This window comes from Geothermobacter hydrogeniphilus, from assembly GCF_002898515.1.
Classification (GTDB): Bacteria; Desulfobacterota; Desulfuromonadia; order Desulfuromonadales; family Geothermobacteraceae; genus Geothermobacter_A.
This window is the reverse complement of sequence record NZ_PPFX01000013.1, coordinates 18,426-37,760: the sequence shown is the minus strand read 5'-3', so window position 1 is coordinate 37,760 and position 19,335 is coordinate 18,426. Positions and strand designations below refer to the sequence as shown.

General features: G+C 54.1%; 16 protein-coding genes. 9 read left to right on the top strand and 7 right to left on the bottom strand.

Annotated features, from left to right (window positions below; translation table 11 throughout):
- Positions 1 to 5: 5 nt before the first annotated feature.
- The 7 genes from mnmG to rpmH all read right to left on the bottom strand — a co-directional run bounded on the left by mnmG (position 6) and on the right by rpmH (position 6,346).
- Complete coding sequence (gene mnmG, locus C2E25_RS07475; RefSeq protein ID WP_103115179.1) at positions 6 to 1,865, bottom strand: tRNA uridine-5-carboxymethylaminomethyl(34) synthesis enzyme MnmG; 1,860 nt, start codon at positions 1,863 to 1,865, stop codon at positions 6 to 8.
- Between the two features lie 105 nt (positions 1,866 to 1,970).
- On the bottom strand, positions 1,971 to 3,341 hold the full coding sequence (mnmE, locus tag C2E25_RS07470) for a tRNA uridine-5-carboxymethylaminomethyl(34) synthesis GTPase MnmE (RefSeq protein WP_158247180.1): 1,371 nt from the start codon (positions 3,339 to 3,341) through the stop codon (positions 1,971 to 1,973).
- Positions 3,342 to 3,343: 2 nt separating this feature from the next.
- A complete protein-coding gene (locus tag C2E25_RS07465; RefSeq protein WP_103115137.1) occupies positions 3,344 to 3,967 on the bottom strand; it encodes a Jag N-terminal domain-containing protein in 624 nt (207 codons plus the stop codon).
- A 7-nt stretch (positions 3,968 to 3,974) separates the two neighbouring features.
- Positions 3,975 to 5,579, bottom strand: coding sequence for a membrane protein insertase YidC (yidC, locus tag C2E25_RS07460; protein ID WP_158247179.1), 1,605 nt, complete (start codon positions 5,577 to 5,579; stop codon positions 3,975 to 3,977).
- Positions 5,580 to 5,605: 26 nt separating this feature from the next.
- The gene (gene yidD / locus C2E25_RS07455) at positions 5,606 to 5,818 is read right to left on the bottom strand and encodes a membrane protein insertion efficiency factor YidD (protein ID WP_103115135.1); all 213 of its coding nucleotides are present in this window, start codon (positions 5,816 to 5,818) and stop codon (positions 5,606 to 5,608) included.
- A gap of 22 nt (positions 5,819 to 5,840) precedes the next feature.
- Positions 5,841 to 6,110, bottom strand: a complete 270-nt coding sequence (gene rnpA / locus C2E25_RS17825; protein ID WP_420094621.1) for a ribonuclease P protein component — start codon at positions 6,108 to 6,110, stop codon at positions 5,841 to 5,843.
- A gap of 86 nt (positions 6,111 to 6,196) precedes the next feature.
- Entirely contained in the window at positions 6,197 to 6,346 is a 150-nt protein-coding gene (gene rpmH, locus C2E25_RS07445; RefSeq protein WP_085011122.1) for a 50S ribosomal protein L34, read from the bottom strand.
- 470 nt (positions 6,347 to 6,816) lie between these two features.
- Here rpmH and dnaA point away from each other — a divergent pair, with 470 nt between their 5' ends.
- The 9 genes from dnaA (at position 6,817) to C2E25_RS07400 (ending at position 19,282) form a co-directional block, all read left to right on the top strand.
- On the top strand, positions 6,817 to 8,163 hold the full coding sequence (gene dnaA, locus C2E25_RS07440; protein ID WP_103115133.1) for a chromosomal replication initiator protein DnaA: 1,347 nt from the start codon (positions 6,817 to 6,819) through the stop codon (positions 8,161 to 8,163).
- A 237-nt stretch (positions 8,164 to 8,400) separates the two neighbouring features.
- Positions 8,401 to 9,519 (top strand): DNA polymerase III subunit beta, encoded by a 1,119-nt coding sequence (gene dnaN, locus C2E25_RS07435; protein ID WP_103115132.1) that lies wholly within the window; start codon positions 8,401 to 8,403, stop codon positions 9,517 to 9,519.
- Between the two features lie 16 nt (positions 9,520 to 9,535).
- Positions 9,536 to 10,630: a DNA replication/repair protein RecF gene (gene recF / locus C2E25_RS07430; protein WP_103115131.1), complete on the top strand. Its 1,095-nt coding sequence runs from the start codon at positions 9,536 to 9,538 to the stop codon at positions 10,628 to 10,630.
- 15 nt (positions 10,631 to 10,645) lie between these two features.
- Positions 10,646 to 13,048, top strand: coding sequence for a DNA topoisomerase (ATP-hydrolyzing) subunit B (gene gyrB, locus C2E25_RS07425; protein ID WP_103115130.1), 2,403 nt, complete (start codon positions 10,646 to 10,648; stop codon positions 13,046 to 13,048).
- Between the two features lie 156 nt (positions 13,049 to 13,204).
- Positions 13,205 to 15,706 (top strand): DNA gyrase subunit A, encoded by a 2,502-nt coding sequence (gyrA, locus tag C2E25_RS07420; RefSeq protein ID WP_103115129.1) that lies wholly within the window; start codon positions 13,205 to 13,207, stop codon positions 15,704 to 15,706.
- The gene (locus C2E25_RS07415) at positions 15,645 to 16,523 is read left to right on the top strand and encodes a tetratricopeptide repeat protein (protein WP_158247177.1); all 879 of its coding nucleotides are present in this window, start codon (positions 15,645 to 15,647) and stop codon (positions 16,521 to 16,523) included. Before gyrA ends, C2E25_RS07415 begins: the two co-directional genes overlap by 62 nt.
- 229 nt (positions 16,524 to 16,752) lie before the next feature.
- Positions 16,753 to 17,748, top strand: coding sequence for an NAD(P)H-dependent glycerol-3-phosphate dehydrogenase (locus C2E25_RS07410; protein WP_103115127.1), 996 nt, complete (start codon positions 16,753 to 16,755; stop codon positions 17,746 to 17,748).
- 35 nt (positions 17,749 to 17,783) lie between these two features.
- Complete coding sequence (locus tag C2E25_RS07405) at positions 17,784 to 18,344, top strand: peptidylprolyl isomerase (RefSeq protein WP_103115126.1); 561 nt, start codon at positions 17,784 to 17,786, stop codon at positions 18,342 to 18,344.
- Positions 18,345 to 18,544: 200 nt separating this feature from the next.
- Positions 18,545 to 19,282, top strand: coding sequence for an endonuclease/exonuclease/phosphatase family protein (locus tag C2E25_RS07400; protein ID WP_103115125.1), 738 nt, complete (start codon positions 18,545 to 18,547; stop codon positions 19,280 to 19,282).
- Positions 19,283 to 19,335: the final 53 nt, after the last annotated feature.

Here is a 19,335-nt window from a genome sequence, read left to right as displayed (position 1 = left end):
TGAACTCAGCCACGGCGCAGCAGGACCGACAGGATGGCCACCGCGGCCGGGGTCACACCGGGTATCCGGGCCGCCTGACCGAGGGTTCTTGGACGAATTTTCTCTAGTTTTTCAATTACTTCGGCTGACATACCGCCAATTCCGGCATAATGAAAATCTTCCGGAATCCGTACCTCTTCGGTTTTCCGGAAGCGGGCGACCTCATCCTCCTGACGGCGGATATAACCGGCATACTTGGTCTCGATCTCCAACTGTTCGAGAACCTCACCGGGGAACCCTTCCAATTCCTCGTCCAGCCATGCCAGATCCTTAATCGTCAACTGCGGACGACGCAGCAGTTCTTCCAGGCTGGCCCCATTGTTCAGGTCCGGCAATCCTAGCCGCGCGACCTGTTTCCGGTCACCGGGTGCCACCCGCACCCGCGCGGCAATCTCCCGGGCTCTGCCGAGCTGATCAAGTTTCCCTTCAAATAATGCCCAGCGTTTATCGTCAACCAGCCCCACCTTGCGACCGAAGGGGGTCAACCGCTGGTCGGCATTATCCTCACGCAACAACAGCCGGTATTCAGCCCGCGACGTAAACATCCGATAGGGTTCCGGCGCCCCGAGATTGATCAGGTCGTCGATCAGCACCCCGATATAGGCCTGGTCGCGGCGCAGGATCAGCGGCTCTTCACCCCGGGCCCGACATGCGGCATTGATGCCGGCGATCAGTCCCTGTGCCGCCGCCTCCTCGTAACCTGAGGTACCGTTGATCTGCCCGGCATGAAAAAGACCTTCAATCAACTTGGTTTCCAGGGTGGGTTGCAACTGGATCGGATCGACATAGTCATACTCGATGGCATAACCTGGTCGCATGATCTCCACCTGCTCCAACCCGCTGATGGAACGCAGAAACGCGAGCTGCACATCGGGAGGAAGAGAGGTCGAGACGCCGTTGGGATAGATTTCGTTGCTCTGCAATCCCTCCGGTTCGAGAAAAAGCTGGTGACGATCCTTATCCGGAAATCGCACCACTTTATCCTCAATAGAAGGGCAGTAGCGGGGCCCGACACCTTCAATAATGCCGCTATAAAGAGGCGAACGGTCAAGCCCCTGGCGGATTATCTCGTGGGTACGCTCATTGGTATAAGTGATGTAGCAGGAAACCTGGGACTGCTCAATACGTCGATTAAGAAAGGAGAAGGGGCGCGGATGATCATCGCCAAACTGCTCTTCAAGACGGCAAAAATCGATACTGTTGCGATCAAGCCGTGCCGGCGTACCGGTTTTCAATCGACCGACCTGCAGGCCGAGGCTGCGAAGATTATCTGACAGGCCGATCGAAGGAGGCTCGCCGGCACGACCGCCGGGATAATGATTCAAACCGACATGAATCAGGCCGCGCATGAAGGTCCCGGTGGTCAGCACCACATTCTGTCCCCGGTAAGTGATTCCTTCACGGGTTTTTACCCCGACCACTCTGTTGCCCTCAACTTCCAGGGCATCCACCGCGCCCTGCTTAAGATCAAGTCGCGATTCCGCTTCGAGAACCTGCTTCATCCGCAATGCGTAAGCGCGCCGGTCAGCCTGTGCCCGCGAAGCCCTGACCGCGGGTCCCTTACGGGTATTCAGAACTCGGAATTGTATCCCGGTGACATCAATATTGAGACCCATTTCGCCGCCGAGCGCATCGATCTCCTTGACCAGGTGACCCTTGGCGAGACCACCAATCGCCGGATTGCAGGACATCTGTGCTACCGTATCCAGACTCAGGTTCAACAACAGCGTAGAACAACCGATTCGTGCGGCGGCCAGCGCCGCTTCGCAACCGGCATGTCCGGCCCCGACTACTATAACCTGATATTCCTTACCATAACTGAACATGGTCGGCATCCTGCTTCCTTATGAACAACACCGCCACAGCATGTCGATTAAAGAGGTCACCAGACCACAACATCTTGTGGAAATGTTCCACGTGAAACAATTTCATTATTTTCCGATACAAAACTGACTGAAAATCCGGTCAAGGACCTGATCTGGAGTGGTTTCACCGGTAATCTGACCGATCGACTGCAGTGTGTCGCGCAGATCAAGGGCTAACAATTCAAAACCAAAACCTGCCCGGCATCCGGAAATAAACCGTTGCAGACAAGATTTGGCCTGCAACAGGGACTGATAATGACGACGTTCATAAAGCATGACCGATTCACCGCTATCCGCGCCACCTGAAAGACCGACCAGGTCACGGGCGGCCTCAATCAGTCCATCGATATTCTGTCTATATTTTGCACTGATAAAGACCTGGGGGTAGTCCGACCAGGGTGGAGATAATTGAACCGGGGGGGAAAGATCCTGTTTATTGATGACCAGCAGCAACTTCTGTTCGCAACATGAATCCAGAGCCAGTAAATCATCCTGATCCGGATGCTGATCAGCATTGATCAGCAATAGTACAAGATCGGCGCTGCCGGTTTTTTCCCGCGCCCTGCGAACACCTTCCTGTTCAACAGGATCGTCAGTATGACGTATGCCGGCCGTATCTATCAAGCGTACAGGAAGATCATGCAGCAATAACGATTCTTCGATTGTATCCCGGGTTGTTCCGGCGGACGGGGATACAATGGCCCGCGATTCTCCAAGAAGACAGTTTAAAAGCGAACTTTTACCGACATTCGGTTTTCCCGCCAGCAGTATTCGCAATCCATCATGAATCATCCGGCCACTGTTGAAACCCGCAAGCAGTTTTTCGATCGCCTCAATAATTTCTTCTGCTGAACGGCAGAGAACATCGGGCTGAGGTGGAGAAATATCCTCTTCAAGGAAATCGATATGTGCCTCAACCAACGCCAGCAAATCAACCACCTGCCGATGGTAAATCCTGATTATCTGTGAAAGTTTTCCTTGCAGCTGATTCAGAGCAACTCTTTGAGCTGAAACAGAACGGGCGTGAATCAGATCCGCAACCGCTTCAGCCTGTGCCAGATCGATTCGTCCATTGAGGAAGGCTCGTAGAGTAAATTCACCCGGCTGGGCAAGAGTGGCTCCGGCAGTGATGAAAAGATCGAGAATCTGCTGAACAATCAGCGGTCCGCCATGGCAATGGATCTCCGCCACATCTTCCCGGGTAAAGGTACGGGGAGCACGCATGAGAACCGCCATAACTTCATCGATCAGGGACCCGTCAGTGTCAACAAGATTACCGTGATAGAGCCGATGACTGTCAAGGGACGGAAATTTTCCGGAGGGTTTGAAAAAACGTCGTAACAGGCTCTCGGACGATGATCCGGACAACCGGACAACCGCCAGCCCGCCTTCGCCGGGAGGGGTTGCCGGAGCGATAATCGTTGTTTCAGTGTTCACGGTCAGGCCTTTAAACCGACAACCATCTGCTTCAGATGTCCTTGTCCCCGGGTCCACACGGTAATATCCGGCATTCTGGTCAGCAACTGCTGCAGAATGTGACATTGATCACCGGGAAGAGATTCACTGATGGCGGTCCCGCCCGATTCCCTGGCCTGGCGTACCAGTTTGCGGGCGAGCCCCTGCAAGGCGGCTATGCGTCTCTGCCGGTAGTCATCGCAATCAACAACCAGTCGACCACCGCCTGGAAGGGCACTATCAAGAAGACCGTTGAGTACGGTTTGCAGGCTGTCAATCGTCTGACCATGGCGGCCGATGATAATGGCACTCTGATCAGAGATGATATTAAGAGTCCGCGCCGGGATTGAACTCTCGACCCGGGCATCCATTCCGATCAACGACAGCAGCTTCTCCAGAATCAGCCGACCGGCCTGAACACGATTGATGACCCGGAGTCGCACCACGGCATTTTTGCGACCGAACAATCCGAACAATCCCTGCCTTGGCGGTTGCAAAATATCCACTTCCAGATCACTGCGATTGCAGTTGAAATGCTGTATTCCCCGATCAACGGCTTCAGCCAGACCGGTTGCCGACACCTGAAAATGAAGAAGTTCCTGGACCATGGCTCCTTCAGGACGGTTTACGATGAATCATATACTGTTGACCAATGGTCAACAGGTTGTTGGTCAACCAGTAGACAACAAGGCCGGAAGGGAAATTCAGGAACAGGAAGGTAAAAACAACCGGCATCATCATGAACATTTTGGCCTGTTTCGGGTCCATGGTCGAAGGGGTCATTTTCTGCTGAATAAACATGGTCACCCCCATAATAACCGGGGTGATGTAGTAGGGATCTTTCGCAGATAGATCCTGCAACCAGAAAACAAAGGGGGCATGCCGCAGGGCGATATCGACCATCAACACCCGGTAGAGCGCAAAGAAAACCGGAATCTGGATGACCATCGGCAGACAACCGCCGAGAGGATTGACTCTTTTATCCTTGTAAAGAGCCATGATCTCTTTGTTCATCCGCTCCTTGTCGTTTTTGAATTTTTCCCTGATCTTGGCCATTTCAGGCTGAATCTTCTGCATTTCCTTCATCGACGTATAGCTTTTTTGAGTCAACGGCCAGAAGATGAGCTTGATGATGACGGTCAGCAGGATGATGGAAACCCCGTAATTACCAACAAAACCATAGAAAAATTTAAGCACATAACGCAAAGGTGACGCGATGACAGCAAAAAAACCAAGATCAATGGCTTTATCGAATTGATGTCCAGCCTGCTTGAGTATTTCAGAATCACGGGGACCGAAATAGAAATTGACTCCTATCTGCGCGGTCGCCTGCGGAGCAATATTGAAGTATGTCGAAGAAAAGGTATTTTCGATCAACTCACCCTCTTTGGAAACGGTGACCTTCTCAATCGAGTTTCCAAGCGGGGCAGCAGCACTGATAAAATACTTGGTTTCAAATCCAGACCAGACTGGTTGCTGATAACTCTTGATCTGCTCTGCCAGTTTTTTCACCTTATCGGTCTCAAGATCCTTACCGGTATAAGTGACCGGTCCGATAAAATCATAACGACTGGAATGGAGTTTCTCATCCCAGGGCTGAATCAGGCTTAATTGCAGCACGCCGCTTTTATTCAGGTTGGAAATATTTTTAACCTGGTAGTTCATATCAAACTGGTAATTATCACCGTTGAAATGAAAGACTTTATCGACCTGCAGACCATTGGCCTGGTCGACATAACGAAAAACCAGATCAGCCGTTTGACCGGGTTTGAGATTAATGTTCTTTTCCCCCGACAGCAGTTGAAAGTTTGCATCTACAGGAACCGAAAGTCCTTCGCGACCCGTGGTCTTCAGAGTTGCGGTACGCAGGGGACCGTTGGGATGCAAGACAACCGGCGCGGCATCGATATCAGCTGAAACCCGGTACTGCTTTAATTCAACATGCTTGATGCGGGCACCGGAGGAACTGATCTGTAACCGCAGATAATCATTTTCAACATTGATCAACTGTTCATTGACAGGAGGAGCCAGATCCGCTGTCGGCACCGGAGCTGCCACAGGCTGCTGTGTCACCTTCTTTTCAACGACTTTCGGAGCAGCCTCCTGGTGCTGGCCGACTTCTGGAGCAACGACCGGGGGAGAAGGCTTGAAAAAGAAAGTAAAACCGAGCCAGACAACCGCCATCAGAACGATGGCAATAATAGTATTTTTATTTTCCATACTGCATTCTCCGGGAAATAGTCGCTTCAGCGTAATGGATCGTAGCCACCGGGATGCCAGGGACCACATTTGACCAGGCGCCTGACACCGAGCCAAACTCCTTTAAAAGGACCGTATCTACGGACGGCATCACGCATATAACAGGAACAACTGGGATAAAATCGACAGACGGGCGGCTTAAACGGCGAAACCACCTTTCGGTAAAAATCAATAAGAAAAATAAAGATTTTTCCAAGCATGAATGATGGCCGCAACGAAAACTCACTGTTTCAGGAGAACCTGAAGTTGACGACAGAGATCTTCGAATTTGATCTCACCGGCGTTCCGTTTGGCAATAACCGAATAACTGCAGTTGGCAGCGAGCTGATGATAGCGGGTACGGAAGAATTCACGCACCAATCGTTTAACCCGGTTGCGGACAACCGCATTCCCCACCTTACGACTGACGGTCAAACCAAGCCTGCTCGGCCCGGGTCGCTGATGCTGTTCGATAAAAATAAGAAAATGGGACGTATGTACCTTGCGCCCCATTTTCTTACACTGCAGGAAATCCTGCCGATTTTTAAGTCGGTGTGCAGCGGGAAAAGTCTGCCCGCGCCGGCCCACCCGCGACTCCGTTATTTGCTCGGAATGGTTGCTGCAAGTGTCTTGCGGCCCTTGGCCCGGCGGCGACGAATAACCGACTGGCCATTCTTGCTCTGCATCCGCTTACGGAAACCATGAGTTCTCTTGCGGCTGATACGACTCGGTTGATAGGTGCGTTTCATCGTCTTCTTTTCTCCTATATAGTTTTCAGCATTATCTGCTTTATGGCAAAGGGTACTTTTACCCCCATTGATGGAAGACTGTCAAGAATTTATCGCCCCTCAGATAAAGGATCGCATCCCCAGGCCCATACCTCTTTTCATGGACAAGATACAGAGTCACGAATTCTTCCCGGATTGAGGAGACTGCAGCCGGCAAAATAAAAGGAAAACGGCAGTCGGACGACCGGGAAAAAGGGAAACGATACAAAAGCCGGACGCATCGTCAACAGGTGAAAATTTTCTTGCCAAACGACAACCTCTCTGCTAGCTTAAAACTCGCTTTTCAGGTCTATTTTTCTCCATGAAACAACCTGTTTTCAACTAGTTATTAATTATTTCCACAGCTGTTTATAAAACTGTGGATAATTATTTTAATAGTCCGCCGGTTGCTTTCCCTCCCGGAATCGGCAACACCCTGAATCGATTGATCAATGAACCCACTATGGCAGGAAACTCTTGAGCAGCTGGAGAAGCATCTCACGCCCCAGCACTACAACACCTGGATCAAACCAATCCGCCTGGTGTCGATCGACAAGGATCTGGTTCGGCTTGAGGTTCCCAATCGTTTTATATACTCCTGGATCAGCGACAACTATGCCGATCTTATCCAGGAAACCATATCAACCATCGGTGCTGTCTCCTATCAACTGCAGATAGATATAGCCCCCCTGCAGCAGAAAAAGGGAGAACCTGAACTGCCGGTTCAGCAACAGCCCGCAGAACCGGTCAGAACCAAAACAGTGGGGAAAAATCCCGGCGTTTACAATCTCAACAAGAAATATACCTTCGACGAATTCGTTTCCGGTTCGTCCAATCAGTTTGCCTACGCGGCCGCCCGCGCTGTCGCCACCAACCCGGCCACAACCTACAATCCGCTCTTCATCTACGGCGGCGTGGGACTCGGAAAAACCCACCTTATCAATGCCATCGGCAACGCCATCCTGCAGAATAATCCGGAGATGCGTATCTGCTACTATACTTCGGAAAAATTCATGAATGAACTCATCAATTCATTGCGTTACGCGAAAATGGATGAGTTTCGCAACAAATTTCGTTCCATGGATGTCCTGCTGATCGATGATGTTCAATTCATTGCCGGCAAGGAACGGACCCAGGAAGAGTTTTTCCACACCTTCAACTCCCTCTACGAAAGTCACAAGCAGATCGTTGTCACCTCTGATAAATTCCCGAAGGAAATACCAGGGCTTGAAGAACGACTGCGATCACGCTTTGAATGGGGGTTGATCGCCGATATCCAGGCCCCGGATGTTGAAACAAAGCAGGCTATCCTTAAAATCAAGGCCGAACAGAACGGTATCGACCTGCCGGAAAATGTAACATTTTTTCTGGCCAACTCGATCAGTAGCAATGTCCGCGAACTCGAAGGTTACCTGATTCGTATCGGCGCCTATGCCAGTCTGACAGCCACGCCTATCACCCTGGCCATGGCCAAGGAAGTACTTAAAAATATTCTGGTTGAAAAACGCCGCGAAATATCGATCGAAGAAATTCAGAAAACCGTCGCCGCTCATTACGGCATCAAGGTCAGCGATCTCAAATCATCCAAGCGGCTCAAGGCTCTGGTTTTGCCACGCCAGGTCGCGATGTATATTTCCCGCCAGCTGACACCCTGTTCCTATCCGGAAATAGGCGATAAATTCGGCGGTAAGGACCACTCGACCATTATTCACGCCATCAAGAAGATCGAGGCTAAAATGGCTGACGATATGCAGTTGAGTGCATCCGTGGGATCCATTCGCGCCACTCTTGAATCCTGACCGGTAAAAGCTGTGCAGAGAGCGGGGGACAAAATGTGGATGCAGTTCAAAAATGACGTTCATCCACAACAGATGACCTTCGCACACGTTTTTCTCCACAACCTCGAAAGTTATTTAACAACATGTTTTTAAAGGATTTTTTTTAGCTTTAACAGTTTCAACAGGCTCTATGTATTACTACTGTCTTTAAGAAATAAAAGATAATAAATAATAGTTACCTGTTGACAGGAGGAAAGCATGCAATTCACCATCGAACGTGAGATTTTTCTCAAGGCGCTCGCCAGGATCCAGGGGATTGTTGAAAAACGCAATACGATTCCGATTCTTTCCAATGTTCTGATCGAAGCCCGAGACGGTGAAATTGAGATCACGGCCACGGATCTCGAAGTCGGAATGCGGGCCAGTTATCAGGCCGACACTGCCAAACCCGGCAAGGTGACGGTTTCAGCCAAGAAACTGTTTGAGATCATCAAGGAGTTGCCCGAGGGGGAGGTCACACTCGGTGCCAAGGAGAACTGCTGGATAGAAATCCGCTGTGGAAAAGCGCTTTTCAATATCGTTGGTCTGGCGGCCGATGAATTCCCCTATTTTCCGGATGTCGAACAGGGGGATTTCATTTCACTGCCGAGCGGGGTCATCAGCGACCTGCTGGAAAAAACCGCTTTTTCCATGTCAACTGATGAGAGCAAGTACAATCTGAACGGCATTTTCTTTCAGAATATTGAACTTGAAGGACGTCAACTTCTGCGTCTGGTGGCAACCGACGGCCATCGACTGGCACTGATTCAACGCGAATTGGAAGGAACTGAAAGCGAGGAATTACGAAAAGGGGTTATTTTCCCGAAAAAGGGCATTTTCGAGCTGCGCAAGATAGCCGAAGAGAGTGACAGTGATATTCGACTGGGCTTCATGGATAACAATGCCGTTATTCAGAAAGATCAGACCGTTATCATCATGCGTCTGGTCGATGGTGAATTTCCCGATTATACCCGGGTTATCCCTCAGTCTCAGGATATGGTGGCAAAAATTCCCCGGGAAAAATTTTTCCACGCCCTGCGACGTATGGCTATCCTTTCCAGTGAAAAATCACGCGGAGTCAAAGTTCTGCTGCAGCCGGGCAGGCTGGAGATATCATCCTCGAATCCCGAACTGGGTGATGCCCGGGAGGACCTGGAGATCGATTACAGCGGGCAGGAAATAGCAATCGGTTTCAATTCCCGCTACATGCTCGATATTCTTCAGGTACAGAAGGAAGACGAAGTCATTCTTCAGGTCAGGGACAATATGTCGCCGGGGATGATAACCCCGGTGGAGGATAGAGACTTTCTGGCTGTGGTCATGCCTATGCGGCTATGACCGGACGGTCCCTGCAATGCGCCTCAGGGAATTGAAACTGCAGGGGTTTCGTAATCTGCAGGATTTGCGGGTCGAACCGTCGACCGGGTTCAATGTTATCTGGGGAGACAATGCCCAGGGAAAAACCAACCTGCTGGAAGCGATCTATCTGCTCGGCCAATTGAAGAGTTTTCGTTCCAATCGACGTGAAACTCTGATAAAAATCGGTCGAGACGAGGCCCGCCTGTCGGCGGGTATCTGTATGTCAGGGGTCTGTCATCGGTTTGAGCTGCTCCTGACCCGTGAAGGACAGAGCGCCGACATTGACGGCAAACGTATAGTCAACGCTGCCGAAATGCTTGGTCGTCTGAAAACTGTACTGTTTACCTCGGAAGAAATTTCCCTGATCCGAGGAAATCCGGGCGGTCGCCGTTCTCTTCTGGACCGAGCGATTTTTCAGACCAACAGCGGGTTTTTGCAGATTGCCAGAGATTTTCAACGTTGTCTGAAACAACGGAACCGTTTGTTGAAACTGGCAGCCGAAGATGCGCAACTGCGGCCCTGGAGCCAGAAGCTGGCGGAAAGTGGAGCCAGACTGAGACAGGCGCGCGAGATTTTTCTACAGCGGTTAAGACCGCGATTGCGGGATTGCTACCGGACCATATGCGGTGGAACTGAAGAGGTTGATCTCGGTTTTTCCGAACGGATAGGGCTGACAACGGATGATCTCTTGGCCGAACTGCACCGGACCGCTGCCCGGGAACGACAATATCAGCAGACCCTGGCCGGTCCGCATCGTGATGATCTTCAGTTCCGTATCGATGGCCGACCGCTGAAAAACTATGGTTCCCAGGGCCAGCAGCGGTCTTTCCTGCTGGCCTTCAAAACGGCCCAGGTCCTGGACCTGGAAGAGCAGACCAGGCAGTCTCCGGTGCTGTTGCTCGATGACTTGAACAGCGAACTTGACAGTTTTCGCCGGAACGCATTTTTTGAATTTCTGCTGGCACATCGCGGACAGGTGTTTTTAACCACAACCGATATCAGTTCCCTGCGGGAGCGCGATCTGAACCCGATCCGATGCTTCGAAATCAAGGCGGGAAAGGTTCAGCCGGATCCCTCCATGGATTCATAACTAAATGAGGATGGTATGACAGAACAAGGGCATGAAGGTTACCAGGCCGACAGTATCCAGGTGCTGGAAGGACTGGAGGCCGTCCGCAAACGGCCGGCCATGTATATTGGTTCGACCGCGGTCAACGGACTGCATCACCTGGTCTATGAAGTTGTTGACAATTCCATCGACGAAGCACTGGCCAACTATTGTGACGATATCGTCGTCACCCTGCATATCGACAACTCCTGTACCGTTGAGGACAATGGACGCGGTATTCCGGTCGACATGCATTCAACCCAGAATAAATCGGCGGCCGAAGTAGTCATGACCGTGCTGCATGCCGGCGGCAAGTTCGACGACAAGGGAGAGGGGGCCTACAAGGTTTCCGGCGGTCTGCATGGTGTCGGGGTTTCGGTGGTCAATGCCCTCTCTTCTCACCTGGAACTGGAAATCCGCCGTGACGGTTTTGTCTGGTCACAGAGCTACGATCGCGGGGTACCGAACGGGCCGCTGACCAAGGGGAAGGAGACCAGGCTGCACGGCACCAAAGTGACGTTCTGGCCCGACGCGGAAATTTTTGAAACCACTGAATTTTCCTTTGAAATTCTCTCTCGACGACTGCGTGAACTGGCTTTTCTCAATGCCGGAGTGAAAATCCGCATCATTGATGAACGAACGGATCCGGAAAAGGAGCATACTTTCCAGTATGAAGGCGGTATCGCTTCATTTGTTGAGTATCTCAACAGGGCCAAGAATTCCCTGCATCCTCAACCGATCTATATTCACGGTGAGAAGGACAACTGTGATGTCGAAATCGCCATCCAGTACAATGACGGCTATGACGAGAAAATTTTCTCCTTCACCAACAACATCAACACCCATGAAGGGGGTACCCATCTCTCCGGTTTCAAGGCGGCCTTGACGCGAACTCTCAATACCTACGCAACCGCCAACAATCTGCTGAAAAATCTCAAAACTACCATCTCCGGCGATGACCTGCGCGAAGGCATGGCGGCCGTCATCTCGGTCAAGATTCCCGATCCGCAGTTCGAGGGCCAGACCAAGACCAAGCTCGGCAACTCGGAGGTCAAGGGCCACGTCGAGACCCTGATGAACGAGAAGCTGGCTGAGTTCCTGGAAGAAAATCCAGCGGTGGCAAAAAAGATTCTGGAGAAGGGGATCGAGGCAGCCCGGGCCCGGGAAGCGGCTCGCAAGGCCCGCGACCTGACCCGTCGCAAGGGCGTCCTCGATTCACTCGCGCTGCCGGGCAAGCTGGCTGATTGTCAGGAAAAGGACCCGGCGCTTTGCGAAGTCTATCTGGTCGAGGGTGATTCCGCCGGTGGTTCGGCCAAGCAGGGGCGTGATCGCCGCTACCAGGCGATCCTGCCGCTCAAAGGCAAGATACTCAATGTCGAGAAGGCGCGTTTCGACAAGATGCTGACTTCCCAGGAAATCCGCACCATGATCACCGCTATGGGAACCGGGATCGGCAAGGATGACTTCTCCATCGAAAAACTGCGCTATCATCGCATCATCATCATGACCGACGCCGATGTCGACGGTTCGCATATCCGCACCCTGCTGCTGACGTTCTTTTTCCGCCAGATGCCGGAAGTTGTGGAACGAGGCCATCTCTACATCGCCCAGCCGCCGCTCTACAAGGTCAAACGCGGCAAAAAGGAAATCTATCTGAAAGATGAAATGGCCTTGCAGGAATACCTGCTCAACGAGGGAGTCGAAGGCATGAGTGTCGAACTTCCCGGTGAGGGCAAGACCCTGCGCGGCAAGCAGATCGTGCCGACCCTGCGCAACATCATTGAATTCCGCGATCTCTTCAACCGCAAGGTTCACAAGGGAATCAATCCGGAACTGCTGCGGATTTTCGTCGAAGGAAAGATCCAGAACGGCTTCCGTGACATGGAGGATCTAACCCCGCTGGCGGAAAAACTGAAGGCCTTCGAACCACGCGCCGAGTACCTGGTGCTGAATGATCCGCCACGGATTCTCTTCACACTCGGCACCACCCGGGCGCGAGTCGATCGCAATGTCCTGGAACTGATCGCCACCCACGAATACAAACTGCTGCTGCAGGCCTATCGCCAGGTGGAAAATCTGATTCCCTCCGGCGAAGCGGTGATCAGCAGTGAAAAAGGGGAAGAGGCGCGGGTGACGAGCAGCGGCGAGTTGCTCGACCATTTCCTCGCCCGGGCCCGCAAGGGACAGTATATCCAGCGTTATAAAGGCCTCGGCGAAATGAATCCGGAGCAGTTGTGGGAAACCACCATGGACCCGGACAAGCGGGTGCTGCTGCAGGTCAAGGTCGAAGACGCGGTCATGGCCGATGAGATTTTCACGGTGCTGATGGGGGATCAGGTCGAACCGCGTCGCGAGTTTATCGAAACTAACGCCTTGAACGTTTCAAATCTGGACATCTGAGGACGTTGATAAAAGATTAACGCTGAGGTGGAGAGAGAGAGAAGAAGAGGCGCAGAGGACAGTCCGAAGGAAAATCCGGGCGTCTCAGCGGTCTCTCCTTCTCCGCGTCTTGGTGTTTCGGTTTTTCTGGTTTAAAACTCTTCCGGAGGGAATTTCATGCTTTCCGATCAGAATCGGGTCACTGTCAATATTGAAGACGAAATGCGCAAGTCCTACATGGACTATGCCATGAGCGTCATTATCGGCCGGGCGCTGCCGGATGTGCGCGATGGTCTCAAACCGGTCCATCGCCGGGTCTTGTTCGCCATGAACGAACTCGGCAACGATTACAACAAGCCCTACAAGAAATCGGCCCGCGTGGTTGGTGATGTCATCGGTAAATTCCACCCCCACGGCGATTCTGCGGTCTATGACACCATTGTCCGCCTGGCGCAGAATTTTTCCATGCGTTACCCGCTGGTCGACGGTCAGGGCAATTTCGGTTCCATCGACGGTGATTCCGCCGCTGCCATGCGTTACACCGAAGTGCGCATGAACCGCCTGGCCCATGAACTGCTGGCCGACATCGACAAGGAAACGGTTGATTTCGGGCCCAACTACGATGATTCACTGCAGGAACCACTGGTGCTGCCGTGCAAGTTCCCCAACCTGCTGGTCAACGGTTCGGAAGGGATCGCGGTCGGCATGGCCACCAAGATTCCGCCGCACAATCTCACCGAGGTGATCGACGGATTGATTGAGGTGATCGACAATCCGAAAATCCATTTTGACGAGCTGATTACCAGGATCAGCGGGCCCGATTTTCCGACCGGCGCCTTTATTCTTGGTCGCGAGGGTATTCGCGAGGCCTACCGCACCGGCCGCGGCATCGTGCAGATGCGCGCCCGGGCACTGGTCGAAAAGGACCGCCGCACCGGCCGTGAGGCGATCATCGTCACCGAGATTCCCTACCAGGTCAACAAGGCGCGACTGATCGAGAAGATTGCCGACCTGGTCAAGGACAAGAAAATCGAGGGCATTTCCGACCTGCGCGACGAGTCGGATCGCGACGGCATGCGCATTGTCATCGAGCTGAAACGGGACACCATTCCCCAGGTGATTCTCAACCAGCTCTACAAGATGACGGCGATGCAGAGCAGTTTCGGCATCATCATGCTGGCCATCGTCAACGGTCAGCCGCGTGTCATGACCCTGCGCGAAATTCTCGACAAATTCATTGAACATCGCAAAGAGATCGTCACCCGTCGTACCATCTTCGAACTGAAAAAGGCCGAGGCCCGGGCTCACATCCTCGAAGGCCTGAAGATCGCCCTCGACAACCTTGACGAGGTGATCGAACTGATCAAGACCTCGGCCAGTCCGGCGATGGCCAAGGAGCGGTTGATCGAACGCTTCGGCCTTTCCGCGATCCAGGCCCAGGCGATTCTCGATATGCGCCTGCATCGTCTGACCGGGCTGGAGCGGGACAAGATCATTGCCGAGTACGAGGAAATCATGGCCCTGATCAAGCGGCTCAAGGAAATCCTCGCTTCGGAAGTTGAAATTCTCAAGATCATCAAGACCGAACTGGGCGAGATCAGGGAACGTTACGGTGACGAACGCCGAACCGAAATCATCGAGAAAACCGGCGACCTCTCCATCGAGGACCTGATTGTCGAGGAGGACATGGTGGTCACCGTCTCCCACGGCGGCTACATCAAGCGCAACGCCGTTTCCCTCTACCGGGCTCAGCGCCGCGGCGGCAAGGGCAAGACCGGGATGCGGCCCAAGGAAGAGGATTTCGTTGAGAATCTGTTCATCGCCTCGACCCATTCCTACATCCTGGTCTTCACCGACAAGGGTAAGGTCTACTGGCTCAAGGTCCACGAGATCCCGCAGGGCGGCCGCGCTTCGCGCGGGAAGGCGATCGTCAACCTGCTGCAGGTTGAAAACGGTGAAAAAGTCTGCACCATCCTACCGGTCAAGGATTTCGAGGAAGGCAAGTTCATCGTCACCGCCACCGCCAACGGCATTATCAAGAAAACAGAATTGATGGCCTACTCCAATCCGCGTGCCGGCGGCATTATCGCCCTGACCATCGACGAGGACGATGAACTGATCGAAGCCCGGCTGACCGACGGCAGCATGGATCTGATTCTCGCCAGTCGGCACGGCAAGTCGATTCGTTTTCCTGAAAGCGACGTGCGTTCCATGGGACGACCGGCACGCGGGGTGCGCGGCATGAACCTGGAAGCGAATGACCGGGTGATCGGCATGCAGGCGGTGACCGAGAATACCGTCATGGCCCTGGTCACGGTCACCGAAAACGGCTATGGCAAGCGCACCGATATCACCGAATATCGGGTGCAGAGTCGCGGCGGCAAGGGCATCATCACCATCAAGACGTCCGAGCGCAACGGTGAAGTGGTTGCCATCCGCCTGGTCGATGAACAGGCCGACCTGATGCTGATTACCGACCGCGGCAAGCTGTTGCGCACCCGAATTGCCGATATCCGCCAGATTGGTCGCAACACTCAGGGCGTACGGCTGATGGTGCTTGAGAACGAGGAACGCATCGTGGCGGTGGCCAAGCTGGCCGAAAAGGATGAAGACGAAGTTGAAGATACGTCAGCTGAAGAACCGGCTACTGAAGGAGGAACGCCGCCGGCGGACGAATAGCCCCCGCCGGCGACGACTGCGCCGGGTACTGTTGCTCGGCCTGCTGTTGTTGACCGCCCTTGCGGTATTCTGCTGGAATCAGCGGGATGCGATCAATCTCTACCGCTATCATCAGGCCGAGACCCTGGCGCGGCAGGGTGACTACGGCACGGCGGTCAATGATCTTCAGCGACTGGCCACCGCGGCTTCCGATTCACCGCTGGCGCCGCGTTCCCTGCTTCTCGCCGGGCAGTTGCTTGAATTCAATCTCCGGCAGTATCAGCAGGCGCTGCTGGTCTACCTGCGCCTGGTGCGGGATTTCCCCCGGGCACAGCAGGCGGTTGCTGCCCAGCGCAGGGCGGCGGCGATCTACAAGCAGCGATTGCATGAATATTCCAGTGCCCTGACCCTGCTGCAGCGGTTGGTCGATGCCGGGGTCGACGACGCGGACCAGATCCGTTATCAGATCGCCGACTGTTATTTCCTGCTGGAAAACTATGAGCAGGCGCGCATCGAGTTCGAATCTCTGCTGAAATCCAACCCTGAAAGCGAGCTGCTGCCCGAAGTTCAGTACCGGGTTGGTATGACCTATCTGCTGGATGAGCTGCCGGACAAGGCAGCCGCCGCCTTCGCCGAAGGCATACGGCGTTGGCCCGGCAACCGTTTTGCCCTTGAGTCCCGTTTTGCCCTCGCCGGCATCTATGAACAGCGGGACGAACTGCGCAGGGCTTTGGCCGAGTTGAAGAAACTGCAGGGGCACTATCCCGAGCCGAAGGTTCTGGAACATCGCATCAAGCGGATCCGTCGACGCATGGCGAAGAAAAAGAAGGCCATTTAGGGCCTTTTTCAGGTGACATGATAAAATACCTGAAACCGCGAACTCATTGCCGGCGAATAGCGCAAATCATTGGCCTGCCTGCAGGTTCAATAAATCACCGACGAACCTGGTGGGTGAGTCTCAGATTTTTTGAACCCGCATTCAGACCAAGCACTTACACTCTTCATTCGACATGAGCCCACGGCTTCAGGACATAGACAACTGTGCGAACCGGGATGGAGAAAGACAGATGAAGATTGGAGTTCTCGGGGCCGGTAGCTGGGGAACGACCTTGGCCGATCTGCTGGCCGGTGTCGGCCACCAGGTCTGCCTCTGGGTGTATGAAAAAGATCTCGCCGAACGTCTGCCGGCAAGTCGTGAAAATGACCTCTATCTGCCGGGAGTTCAGCTTGCCGAGACGCTCTCCTACAGCAATGATATCGGCACCGCGACCGCGGATGCCGAGCTGCTGTTGCTGGTGCCGCCGAGCCAGGTGCTGCGCCGGGTGTTCACTGCCGCGCTGCCTTACCTGTCACCGCGGGCCCTGATCGTCTCCGCGTCCAAGGGGATTGAAAATGACAGTCTGCAGCTGATGTCGGAGGTGCTGGAAGATGTCGCCGGCGCGGATATTCTGCAACGTAGTGCTTTTCTCTCCGGTCCTTCCTTTGCCCGCGAGGTGGCTGCCGAAATGCCGACCGCTGTTGCCGTGGCGGCTCTCGACGACGCGGTCGCCGGGCAGGTCCAGGCGGCCTTCAGCAGTGACGCTTTCCGGGTTTATACCAACAGCGATATCGTCGGTGTCGAACTCGGCGGGGCGTTAAAAAATGTGATTGCCCTGGCTGCCGGGGTGTCTGACGGCCTCGGCTTCGGTCATAATACCCGGGCGGCGCTGATCACCCGCGGGCTGGCTGAAATCACCCGTATCGGGTTGGCCAAGGGCGCGGTACAGTCGACCTTTTCCGGTCTCGCCGGCATGGGGGATCTGGTCCTGACCTGCACCGGCGACCTGTCGCGCAACCGGACCGTCGGCATGGAACTCGGTCGTGGTCGCACCTTGGATGACATCCTCTCCGGCATGCAGATGGTCGCCGAAGGGGTCAAAACCACCCTCTCGGCCCGCCAACTGGCGCAAAAGCTCGGTATTGACGCGCCGATTGTCGAACAGATGTACCAGATTCTCTACCGGGACAAATCGGCCCGCCAGGCGGTCATCGACCTGATGCAGAGAGATCTGAAAGCCGAATAGGTGGCCTGTGTGGGCCGAATTCCAGGAGAAGCACGATGAAAAAACTTGTTCTGCTGCTGATTGTTCTGACTCTTGCCTCGCCGGCGCTGGCCGGAACCCGGGTGCTGATGACGACCAATCTCGGAACCATAACCCTCGACCTTGATGAAGCCAGGGCGCCGGAGTCCGTGAAAAATTTTCTCACCTATGCCGACGCGGGATTCTACGATGGCACCATTTTTCACCGGGTCATCAAGGGATTCATGATCCAGGGTGGCGGTTTTGATACCGCCCTGAAGCGCAAGGCGACCCGGCCGCCGATCAGGAACGAGGCCGGCAACGGCCTGAAAAATGTTCGCGGGGCCATCGCCATGGCCCGAACCAACGTGATCGACTCGGCCACCAGCCAGTTTTTCATCAATCTGGTGGATAATGATTTTCTCAACCATCGCGGCAATGACGCGCGCGGTTTCGGCTACGCGGTTTTCGGCAAGGTGGTGGCGGGAATGGACATCGTTGACCGCATCGCCCGGGTGCCGACCGAACACCGCGGGGGGCCGTTCGCCAATCTGCCGCGGCAACAGGTGGTGATCAAAAGCATCCGCCGCGCCGAATGATGATGCTCTGAATCCGTGAGTCCCTTGTCGGCGGATAGCACAAGTCATTGACCTGCCTGAGCTTCCCAAAAATCACCAGCGAACCTATGGGTGCGCTTCAGATTTTTGGAAATCCCATTCAGGCCAAGCACTTGCACTCTCCATCCAACAGGAACTCACGGATTCAGGGGTGCCCCTTCGCCGGCAGGGAGTCCTGAATCGTGCATGCCATCCGCATCATGACATACCAGGTCAATGGCTGTTGCGGGAGTGACGGCAGCATTGATTCATGTCGCATTCTCGAAGTGATCGCCGATGCCGCGCCTGATATCGTGGCCTTGCAGGGGATCAATACCGATGGCCCCGGCAACCCGTTGCAGACCCTCGGCGAGAGGCTGGGAATGTCCTGTTTCAGTCAACAGGGGGAAAATGCAAACGCTTTTCTTTCCTACTATCCCCTGAGTGGAGTGCGAGAATTTGATCTCGGTGGTGATGGTCGTTGCCTGCGCGCCGACCTTGAACTGCACGGCCGGCGTCTCCACGTGTTCAATGTTTGTTTGACCCTGCAGCCCCGGATCCGTCAGCAGCAGGTCGCGACTCTGCTCGGGCCCGACCTGCTGGGCAGCAGCGAGCTGGTCTGTCCGACCCTGGTGCTGGGGGACTTCGCCGACTGCGGCTGGGGGCCGGGCAATCTCAGCCTGGCACTGCTGCTGCGTAAGGCCCGGCGCCCCCTGTGGCGCGGTACATATCCGGCCCGGTTGCCGTTGTTCGGCCGCGACCGTGCCTACCTGCGGGGAGAGTTACGCATCCTGGAATCTTCGATTCCATACTTCGGGGTAGCCCGTCATGCCTCAAACCATCTGCCGTTGATTCTGACGGTGCAGATCAGTGATCCGCGTCGTTACCTGAGGGCCGATGAGAGATCATCGCGGCGGATGGAGATTGTTGTTCCGGGTTGACCGCTATTTCAACCAACTGTGGATAATTCTGTGAAAAACGTTGATAAACCATT

Excerpts from the sequence above, each read along its gene's own strand:
- gyrB (WP_103115130.1), top strand. The coding sequence starts at position 10,646 with ATGACAGAACAAGGGCATGAAGGTTACCAGGCCGACAGTATCCAGGTG.
- C2E25_RS07465 (WP_103115137.1), bottom strand. The coding sequence starts at position 3,967 with ATGGTCCAGGAACTTCTTCATTTTCAGGTGTCGGCAACCGGTCTGGCT.
- recF (WP_103115131.1), top strand. The coding sequence starts at position 9,536 with ATGCGCCTCAGGGAATTGAAACTGCAGGGGTTTCGTAATCTGCAGGAT.
- gyrA (WP_103115129.1), top strand. The coding sequence starts at position 13,205 with ATGCTTTCCGATCAGAATCGGGTCACTGTCAATATTGAAGACGAAATG.
- C2E25_RS07405 (WP_103115126.1), top strand. The coding sequence starts at position 17,784 with ATGAAAAAACTTGTTCTGCTGCTGATTGTTCTGACTCTTGCCTCGCCG.
- yidD (WP_103115135.1), bottom strand. The coding sequence starts at position 5,818 with ATGCTTGGAAAAATCTTTATTTTTCTTATTGATTTTTACCGAAAGGTG.
- C2E25_RS07410 (WP_103115127.1), top strand. The coding sequence starts at position 16,753 with ATGAAGATTGGAGTTCTCGGGGCCGGTAGCTGGGGAACGACCTTGGCC.
- dnaA (WP_103115133.1), top strand. The coding sequence starts at position 6,817 with ATGAACCCACTATGGCAGGAAACTCTTGAGCAGCTGGAGAAGCATCTC.
- mnmG (WP_103115179.1), bottom strand. The coding sequence starts at position 1,865 with ATGTTCAGTTATGGTAAGGAATATCAGGTTATAGTAGTCGGGGCCGGA.
- dnaN (WP_103115132.1), top strand. The coding sequence starts at position 8,401 with ATGCAATTCACCATCGAACGTGAGATTTTTCTCAAGGCGCTCGCCAGG.
- yidC (WP_158247179.1), bottom strand. The coding sequence starts at position 5,579 with ATGGAAAATAAAAATACTATTATTGCCATCGTTCTGATGGCGGTTGTC.
- rnpA (WP_420094621.1), bottom strand. The coding sequence starts at position 6,110 with ATGGGGCGCAAGGTACATACGTCCCATTTTCTTATTTTTATCGAACAG.
- rpmH (WP_085011122.1), bottom strand. The coding sequence starts at position 6,346 with ATGAAACGCACCTATCAACCGAGTCGTATCAGCCGCAAGAGAACTCAT.